The organism is Vibrio sp. M260118, assembly GCF_036533755.1.
GTDB lineage: Bacteria > Pseudomonadota > Gammaproteobacteria > Enterobacterales > Vibrionaceae > Vibrio.
On record NZ_JATABG010000192.1, the window covers coordinates 1 to 6,437 of the forward strand.

Genomic DNA, 6,437 nt, shown 5'->3' on the forward strand with positions numbered 1-6,437 from the left:
AAAACAGGGTAGCCGTCAGCAAAACTAACGTTGTGACCCAGTTTTTCACGCACTCGATTTGATTGTTCGCCACAAAACAGTAGCTCTACTCGCTGGCCCAATACCTCAGTAAACCAATCATCAGCAGCATCTGTGGTGGTATACGCAACGAAGTTGTCTTTCCAAACCTGAGCGGGTGCTTCCTGCATTTTGAATTCTGAATAGCGAATTCGCAGTGGCGATTTACCTTCTGCTGTGAATATCACGCCATCGGGTGTTAGGCTTGAACGCACCGTCACCATCTGCGGGTATTTTCGTGCTGTTACCATTGAGCCATCAGAGAGCGCAAGCATAAATCGACGGTCGAACATCAGACCTTGTTTTTCAACCCAAGCAGATGAAAGAGAAATACCACCGACAGATTTCACTGGATAGACATTAATTTGAGAGAGTATTGGAGCTGACATTGCTTATCCTAAGCTAGAGTTATTGTGCAGCCAGTATACTTGATTTCATTCGCTTTCTTCTACTGACCAGGGCAGCATTCATAACCTATGGTTTACGGTTCGTTAGGTGAACATTCATGCACATCAGCACCAGCACCAAAAAAATAGGATGAAATACAGTGCGGTTTGCACTATCATCCTGTCGCCTAAGCGCAAGCGTTTGCTTTCACAGTTTCGCTCAACTTAGGCTCCAATCAGATAACTCAATTTATGGTGGGAGCAATCAATGACAACACTTACGATCACACGTCCTGACGACTGGCACGTTCATCTGCGCGATGGCGATGTACTGAAGGATACCGTGCGAGATATTAGCCGCTACAATGGCCGCGCGCTAATCATGCCAAATACCATCCCACCTGTGACAACGACCGATATGGCGCTAGCTTATCGTGAGCGCATTATGGCAGAGAAGCCAAGTGAACAGTTCGAGCCGCTAATGGCACTTTATTTGACCGACAACACAACACCAGACGAGATCCGAAAAGCAAAAGCATCGGGGGCGGTTGTTGCTGCTAAACTTTACCCAGCAGGTGCGACGACTAACTCTGACTCGGGCGTCACTTCTGCGAAAAATATCTACCATGTATTTGAAGCCATGCAAGAGGTTGGCATGTTGCTGTTGGTACACGGCGAAGTGACTCACCACGATGTTGATATATTCGATCGCGAGAAGCAGTTCCTAGATACCGTTTTAGCTCCAATCGTGAACGATTTTCCAAACCTTAAGATCGTTCTTGAGCACATTACAACTGCGGATGCCGCTGCCTTTGTGAAAAATGCTAACGACAATGTTGCTGCAACTATCACTGCGCACCACTTACTGTACAACCGTAACCATATGTTGGTTGGCGGCATTAAGCCTCACTTCTACTGTCTACCGATTCTTAAGCGCAACACCCACCAGCAAGCGCTTATCGAAGCAGCAACCAGCGGCAGCAAGAAGTTTTTCTTAGGTACAGACTCAGCTCCCCACGCAAAAGGTATGAAAGAAGCGGCGTGTGGTTGTGCTGGCTCTTACACTGCGCATGCTGCACTTGAGCTATATGCAGAAGTGTTTGAGCAAGAAGGAAAACTCGAGAACCTAGAGTCGTTCGCCAGCCATAATGGTCCTGACTTCTATGGTCAGCCACGCAATCACGATACTGTTACACTAACTAAAGAAGCATGGCCAGTTGATGAAACCATGCCATTTGGTGAGTCTGTCGTAGTGCCTATCCGCGCCGGCGAAGAGATTAAGTGGACAGTTAAATAAAACTAACGCATAGTCCAACAAAACTAAAACCCCAGTAATTACCTTTAGTTACTGGGTTTTTTTATTTGGTATTCCACCGCTATGACCTACACTAATGATATAAACATTAATAACTAGGTCGTCATGTTACTTAAGCTAGACATCGCCACTCTTTCCATTATGTGCGTACTACTTTCTTTTACCTATAGTGCGGGTCTAGCTTTGATTCAAACCCTTCAATCTAGGCTTAGAGGCATTAACCTAATTGCCCTCGCTTTACTGTTGCTAGGATTGGGGTTCCTGTTAATGAGTTTTGGCAACAACGTCTCATTATGGTTGTCTAAAATACTTGCTAACTCTCTAATTAGTTTAAGTTTTATTCTTATATTGCACGGTATATGTTTACTCAGAGGCTACCCAGCCGCACTAGCCAATTTCGGCTACTACACCTTGCCAGTTCTCATTGTATCTTTAACTTACTTAACTTACTTTTCGTCTTCAACTGATGCGCGCATTGCGATCATAGCATCTTATACTTCCGCGCTAAGCTTCTTGGCCATCTACGCCAACCACAAAGGCACCAATGAAGATATCGCGCCTTCTAAACGCTTACTTTCGTTAGGCATGCTCGTCTATGCCTTATATGGACTATTCCGCCTAGTAGCACTGCTGTTTGGTTCGCGCACTGAAGACTTTATGCTGGCGAACTGGATACATCAACTTGCGTTTATTAGTGTGCTGATGATGATCATTTTTATCGGTTTTTCGATTACTTGGATGTTAACTGGGAGACTTGTCGCCACCATCTATCACTCATCGCTGAAGGATGAATTGACTCAGCTATACAATCGACGAGCACTGGAAGAGTTTGGACCAAAAGAGGCGGCGCGCGCGCAGCGATACGAGCATTCATTGTCTGTTGTGCTGATAGATATCGACAACTTTAAGCAGATCAACGATATCTACGGACACCAAGCAGGAGACAACGTTCTAAGGGCTATCGGTAAGATCTTACGCATTGAAACACGCAAAAATGACTACTCATTTCGTTATGGCGGTGAGGAGTTCCTCGTCTTGCTACCAGAGACTAAACTAGACCAAGCGCAAATTGTCGCAGAGAAACTCAGGCGCATCATCGAACGCACTACCATGCTACCTAGCGACCGGGAAACATGCACCGCGAGCTTCGGAGTCAGCGAACACGATAAAAATGAGTGCTGGGAAGAGTCTATAATACGTGCCGATAAAGCACTCTATAAAGCTAAACGCCAAGGGCGAAATCAGGTAGTCGTAGGCAATACGCCAGCCTAGTATCACCCCAAACAGAAGCATAGATTGCCATCTGCTAGGGTGAACACATTTATGCGTTGACTAACCAGCCAGCAGCTCTTTTCTTACTAGCTCAGCTCCTGCACTCAGTGCATTTAGTTTACCTCGCGCGACTTCGTGTGATAACGGAGCCATGCCACAGTTAGTGCACGGATAGAGCTTGTCAGCATCAACATACTTAAGCGCTTCACGTAAGGTTGACGCAACCTCTTCCGCCGTTTCAATGGTATCTGTTGCCACATCAATCGCCCCTACCATCACCTTCTTACCTCGGATCAGCTCAAGCAGTTCAATGGGCACACGGGAGTTATGACACTCTAGTGAAATGATATCAATGTTGGACTTTTGCAGCTTTGGAAACACTTCTTCATACTGGCGCCACTCTGAGCCCAGTGTTTTCTTCCAATCAGTGTTGGCTTTAATACCATAGCCATAACAGATATGAACCACCGTTTGACACTTTAGCCCTTCAATGGCTCGCTCTAAACAAGCGATGCCCCAATCATTCACATCATTAAAGAAGACATTAAATGCTGGCTCATCAAACTGGATAATATCGACACCCGCGGCTTCTAGCTCTTTCGCCTCTTGGTTAAGAATTTTGGCGAACTCCCAAGCGAGTTGCTCACGACTTTGGTAATGATCATCATAAAGTGTATCAATCATGGTCATTGGGCCTGGCAATGCCCACTTGATCGGCTTATCCGTTTGCTGACGCAGGAACTTAGCGTCTTCCACGAACACTGGCTTTGTGCGACTAACAGGGCCAATAACCGTAGGTACGCTCGCTTCATAACGATTACGGATCGTCACCGTTTTACGATTCTCAAAGTCAACACCATTTAAGTGTTCGATAAATGTCGTCACAAAGTGTTGGCGAGTTTGCTCACCGTCACTCACGATGTCGACACCTGCATGCTGTTGCTCTTGTAGCGACAAACGCAACGCATCCTGTTTACCAGCGCTTAATTCTGCACCTTGCAGCTTCCAAGGCGACCATAATGTTTCAGGCTGCGCTAACCAAGAAGGCTTTGGCAAGCTACCTGCCGTAGACGTAGGTAATAGTGTTTTCATACTCTATCTCTCCTGATTAACTGTTAGGCGTAGTTCGCAGACCATTGTTCGAGCAATGCTTGATGCGGTTTGATGAAGTTCTCTTCAGCAAACTTACCTTGTTCAATGGCTAAACGGCTTCGCTCCTCACGGTCATACACAATTTGAGTTAAGGAGTGATCACTATTTTTCAAACTCGGTTGATACGACTTTCCTGCTACCGCGTTTGCATTATAGATTTCAGGACGATAGATCTTTTGGAATGTCTCCATGGTACTGATCGTGCTAATGAGTTCCAAATTGGTGTAGTCATTGAGTAAATCTCCGAAAAAGTAGAACGCGAGTGGAGCCACACTGTTTGGCGGCATAAAGTAACGCACTTGTAGCCCCATTTTTTGGAAATACTGCTCAGTCAGAGAAGACTCATTTGGCTGGTACTCATAGCCCAGCACCGGATGTTGATTATCGCTACGGTGATAGGTTTTGTTGTCTGAAACACTTAAACAGATCACCGGTAGCTTGCTAAAGTGCTGCTTATAGGTTGGCGAGTTAACAAAATGCTTAAACAGCTTACCGTGTAGCTCACCAAAATTGTCAGGAATACTAAACTGCGGCTTACCTTTATTATGATCGAGTAGCAAAACACTAAAGTCATAGTCCCGGACGTACGAAGAAAAGTTATTACCAACAATGCCTTCAATTCGTTCGTTGGTCTTATGGTCTAGGATATTAGTTTTTAGTACTTCAATTGACGGAAAACTTTCACCGTCAGCTTCAATATCCATATCAACGGAGACAATCTCAAGCTGGACTGAGTAACGATCTCCCTGAGGGTTGTCCCAATGCGCTAAGGCATTGAAGCTGTTATCAATCATCTTCAATGCGTTACGAAGGTTTTGCTGGCGACTCTCACCTCGCGCTAAGTTAGCGAAGTTAGTCGTAATTCGGGTGTTGTCTGCTGGATGATAGTTTTCATCCAAGCTTAGGCTTTTGATGGTGAACGTGAAGTCTTTGCTCATAGCGGTGTATCCTATTTCCTTAGATGAAAGCTAACTTAGTCATACTCTTGGCTATTTATGCATTTTAGTTTTCTAGATACAGGCTTAAATGGTTCTGGTCGAGAACAGAACTCAGAGTTTGAATGCTGCCTAGATATAAGAGTGTGTTTCTTTATAACTTTGAACCGCCTATTAAGCACAATGGTATTACTTCACATTCACCATGAGAAACACTCATGTTGCCTAGTGAGAGTACGCTTCGGGAAACGGAGTTAAGGAAGTGAATAGCGAAAGGATTGCAGAAGGGCTTGAGCGTTAAAGCTGCATTGCAGACTACCTAAACCCACACCAATTTTATTGTAGATATTTAGGCAACAGTAAAGTTCCAAATGTGATATTTATCACACTTATAAATTCACGCATAATCTCTTCCGTACCAAGAGCAACGGCTCTTAATTAAACAGTATTCAAAGGAAAAGCATTATGAAAACAGCAATCACTACACTACTTATTGCGGCTCTATCTTCAACAATCGCTATAGCAGCACCACATCAAGACAAAACAATTGAGATCAAAACTATCAAAAATCAAGCAATCGTGACTGTGCTTGAAAATGGCAACCCAGTTAGTGGCGTGAAGGTAAAAGTGAAAGGTAATGGCACTCAATACTTCACCACCGGTGAGAAGGGTACCTTTATGGCAGCAAACCTACTGGACCATGGCAGCTCATTTACTTTTGAAATCGAAGGTGAAAATGGTGAAACCATTCGCGAGCAGCGTTTCCTATCTTCGTTCTAAATCGAACTCACTCTATGTCAAAAAGCCCGAGTTTAATCGGGCTTTTGCATTTGCATCAAAGAAACACTCTTAAAGGAAATTGCGCTCCCACACGGGTGGCGTGCCAATCACCTCCCGCACAATCTCAATAAATGACGTCGCCAGTATTGACTGTTTCCTGTGCATATAAATCGCGTGAATATCGCCAAATGAAGCCAGAGTATAATCAGGCAATAACTGCACCAAACCCTGCTTTTCCATATCTTCAGCAAGCATAAATTGAGCAATCTGTGCGTAGCCCATTGACGCTCTCACACTAGAAAGTATTAAATCCGCTTCATTAACTCGATAGTTGTACTTGATGGGATAAACAGAGGTTTGTCCGGATTCACGGTCAACAAACTGTATTTTAGTAAGCGTCCATTTAAACCCACCTACCAATAATTCAGCATTCTCGGCATAGTGATTCCTCAACCAAGGAGTCACGATGAACCAATCGAACAAGCCTCAACTCTGGGCAGAAATCATTGAGCAGCAGAGCCAAAGTGAGTTATCCATTGT

7 protein-coding genes are annotated in these 6,437 nt (G+C 44.5%); 3 read left to right on the forward strand and 4 right to left on the reverse strand.

The window, feature by feature from the left end:
* Positions 1–446: MOSC domain-containing protein (locus tag QTO00_RS12135; protein ID WP_331425048.1), on the reverse strand; the 446-nt coding region annotated here is incomplete at its 3' end.
* Positions 447–711: 265 nt separating this feature from the next.
* Here QTO00_RS12135 and pyrC point away from each other — a divergent pair.
* Both pyrC and QTO00_RS12145 read left to right on the forward strand, forming a co-directional pair.
* Positions 712–1,740 (forward strand): dihydroorotase, encoded by a 1,029-nt coding sequence (gene pyrC, locus QTO00_RS12140; protein WP_331425049.1) that lies wholly within the window; start codon positions 712–714, stop codon positions 1,738–1,740.
* A gap of 123 nt (positions 1,741–1,863) precedes the next feature.
* Positions 1,864–3,030, forward strand: a complete 1,167-nt coding sequence (locus QTO00_RS12145) for a GGDEF domain-containing protein (RefSeq protein ID WP_331425050.1) — start codon at positions 1,864–1,866, stop codon at positions 3,028–3,030.
* A 60-nt stretch (positions 3,031–3,090) separates the two neighbouring features.
* Here the strand turns inward: QTO00_RS12145 and QTO00_RS12150 are convergent, their stop codons facing one another.
* On the reverse strand, positions 3,091–4,122 hold the full coding sequence (locus tag QTO00_RS12150) for a methionine synthase (protein ID WP_331425051.1): 1,032 nt from the start codon (positions 4,120–4,122) through the stop codon (positions 3,091–3,093).
* Between the two features lie 23 nt (positions 4,123–4,145).
* The gene (locus tag QTO00_RS12155) at positions 4,146–5,120 is read right to left on the reverse strand and encodes a DUF1852 domain-containing protein (RefSeq protein ID WP_331425052.1); all 975 of its coding nucleotides are present in this window, start codon (positions 5,118–5,120) and stop codon (positions 4,146–4,148) included.
* 462 nt (positions 5,121–5,582) lie between these two features.
* On the opposite strand from QTO00_RS12155, the gene QTO00_RS12160 reads away from it, so the two are divergent.
* The gene (locus QTO00_RS12160; protein ID WP_331425053.1) at positions 5,583–5,897 is read left to right on the forward strand and encodes a hypothetical protein; all 315 of its coding nucleotides are present in this window, start codon (positions 5,583–5,585) and stop codon (positions 5,895–5,897) included.
* Positions 5,898–5,966: 69 nt separating this feature from the next.
* On the opposite strand, the gene QTO00_RS12165 is transcribed toward QTO00_RS12160, so the two are convergent.
* Positions 5,967–6,380: a LysR substrate-binding domain-containing protein gene (locus tag QTO00_RS12165; protein ID WP_331425054.1), complete on the reverse strand. Its 414-nt coding sequence runs from the start codon at positions 6,378–6,380 to the stop codon at positions 5,967–5,969.
* Positions 6,381–6,437: the final 57 nt, after the last annotated feature.

Coding starts and splice junctions, on each gene's coding strand:
- QTO00_RS12155 (WP_331425052.1), bottom strand. CDS start 5,120: ATGAGCAAAGACTTCACGTTCACCATCAAAAGCCTAAGCTTGGATGAA.
- QTO00_RS12150 (WP_331425051.1), bottom strand. CDS start 4,122: ATGAAAACACTATTACCTACGTCTACGGCAGGTAGCTTGCCAAAGCCT.
- QTO00_RS12160 (WP_331425053.1), top strand. CDS start 5,583: ATGAAAACAGCAATCACTACACTACTTATTGCGGCTCTATCTTCAACA.
- pyrC (WP_331425049.1), top strand. CDS start 712: ATGACAACACTTACGATCACACGTCCTGACGACTGGCACGTTCATCTG.
- QTO00_RS12145 (WP_331425050.1), top strand. CDS start 1,864: ATGTTACTTAAGCTAGACATCGCCACTCTTTCCATTATGTGCGTACTA.